Origin of the sequence: Pseudoselenomonas ruminantium, from assembly GCF_900142515.1 — a bacterium.
GTDB classification, from domain to species: Bacteria; Bacillota; Negativicutes; order Selenomonadales; family Selenomonadaceae; genus Selenomonas_A; species Selenomonas_A ruminantium_D.
In genome coordinates this window covers 1-1,877 of the sequence record NZ_FRBC01000055.1, presented here as the reverse complement: position 1 = coordinate 1,877, position 1,877 = coordinate 1, and the positions used below count along the sequence as shown (strand labels likewise).

Genomic DNA, 1,877 nt, shown 5'->3' with positions numbered 1-1,877 from the left:
TCTGGGAATATCTTTCTGATTCATTAATGCCAATCGTCCTTCCTTGATGTATTGTCGTCGCCATTTGTATATAGATGCCCTTGAATACCCTGTTTCTTCTGATACTAATTGTACATTCTCTCCAAGTTCAAAGCAACGATGAAGAATATTTAATTTCGTCTCAATGGATGGATGTAAAGGATGCTCTAGGGTATTGATGAATTTCTTCCGTACTTTTAAAGGCTTTATGGGTGCCTCTCTCTTCCGTAACCAGCGATACAGGCATTGACGTGTTGGATATCCCAATCGAATAATTATCTTAGTGACTGATTTCGTTTCATTAAACAGCTGCAAGGCTCTTTGTTTCTGCTCTGATGAAAATGACATCTTATTCTCCTCCGTCAGAGTCCAACTTTTTGTCCGCAGCCCCCCCTCTCATATGGAAAAGCCCTGCTTCTTTCGGCAGGGCTTAAAACGCCGTTACTTATTACAAAACATTACAAAGGATTACAGATATTACAGGGGGAAATTTCAAAACTAAAGATTTGCTTCTGTTATGCTGTTACCGCTGTGATAAAAGCTCCCATATATAATGGCAACGTCAACACTTGCCCATTTCTTCCTACTTGAGCGTCTGCCAGTTTTATGGCCTGCTCCACATGGTATCTGTCAGGATTGGCCAAGACTTGCTTCATGCTCTTAGCATTCCCGTTGGTGGCCTTTACCTCTACCAATGTTGCCTTTCCTTTGTACTTGATGACAAAATCTATCTCCAGCCCCGAGTCTTTACGGAAATAATACAACTTGCGTCCCATCTTACCAAAGAAGTCTGCCACGAGATTTTCAAATATGGCTCCTTTGTAGCCCAGCAGGTTCCCCTGCAGAATATCTGCCTGAGTACCATCTTCCAACATACTGATGAAAAGCCCGGTATCTGCCATGTAAACTTTGAATATATCCTCCTCTGAATTGCCGTCCAACGGCAGTTCCGGAATAGAAAGGTTATAGCAATGGTGCAGTATCCCAGCATCCTTTATCCAGGACAAGCAGCTATCATAATCCTTGCTTCTTGCACCTCGCTCCACCACAGAATACTGGAACTTCTTGTTTTCCTTGGCCAGCTGCTTGGGAATCGAGCGGTAGCACTTCCTGATACGAACCTTGTCACGGTCAGGAGCATATTTCATCATATCATCCTCATATGACATGGTGATGTCTCTTTGCATCTGAAGCACCTGAGCCATATTGTGGTGGTCAACAAAATTTTGTACCACCGCCGGCATCCCTCCAACTACCACATACTGGAGAAGGAGCATTCGCATCTTTGCGTGTAATGCTTCAGGTACCGGCTTTTCTTCAGCCACACAGTCCTTCAGTAAAGCTATCAGCTTTTCGTCAATGCCATTGGCCCAGAGAAATTCCTCAAAATCCATCGGTACCATGGTCAGCATCGTTTCGTAGCCAACTGGAACAGATTTGGGCTCCCCGTAACCTTTAACGCCTAAAAGTGAACCTGTGGCAATTACGTCATAGCGTCCGTCCAGTTTGAAAAACTTCAAGGCTGTGCGTGCCTCAGGACACTCCTGTATCTCATCCAGAATTATTACCGTTTTACCTGCCTCAAAAACAGCGTCCTTTACCTGGGCTGTCATCATCATCGTCAGGAAGTCTACCTCCAGGTTATCCTTGAAGATAGCTCCATAGCTGGAGTTCTCAAAAAAATTCAGGTAAACAACGTGCTCGTAGTTATTACCGGCAAAATCCAGCACTGCACATGTCTTGCCACACTGCCTGCACCCATTGATTATAATGGGCCCATGAATTCAGACCAGTACTGAAAATTTTAAGAGTGCATGATATAGTATAGGTAACGAAAATTGGAGGTTGCCATCATGCCA

At 44.1% G+C, this 1,877-nt stretch carries 2 protein-coding genes; both read right to left on the bottom strand.

Translation table 11 applies throughout. The annotated features are described in order from the left end of the window. Positions 1–366, bottom strand: a 366-nt coding sequence (locus tag BUB68_RS14950; protein ID WP_081372032.1) for a helix-turn-helix domain-containing protein, incomplete at its 3' end; no start/stop codon positions are given. 167 nt (positions 367–533) lie between these two features. Then, positions 534–1,784: an ATP-binding protein gene (locus BUB68_RS14790; protein WP_256626013.1), complete on the bottom strand. Its 1,251-nt coding sequence runs from the start codon at positions 1,782–1,784 to the stop codon at positions 534–536. Positions 1,785–1,877: the final 93 nt, after the last annotated feature.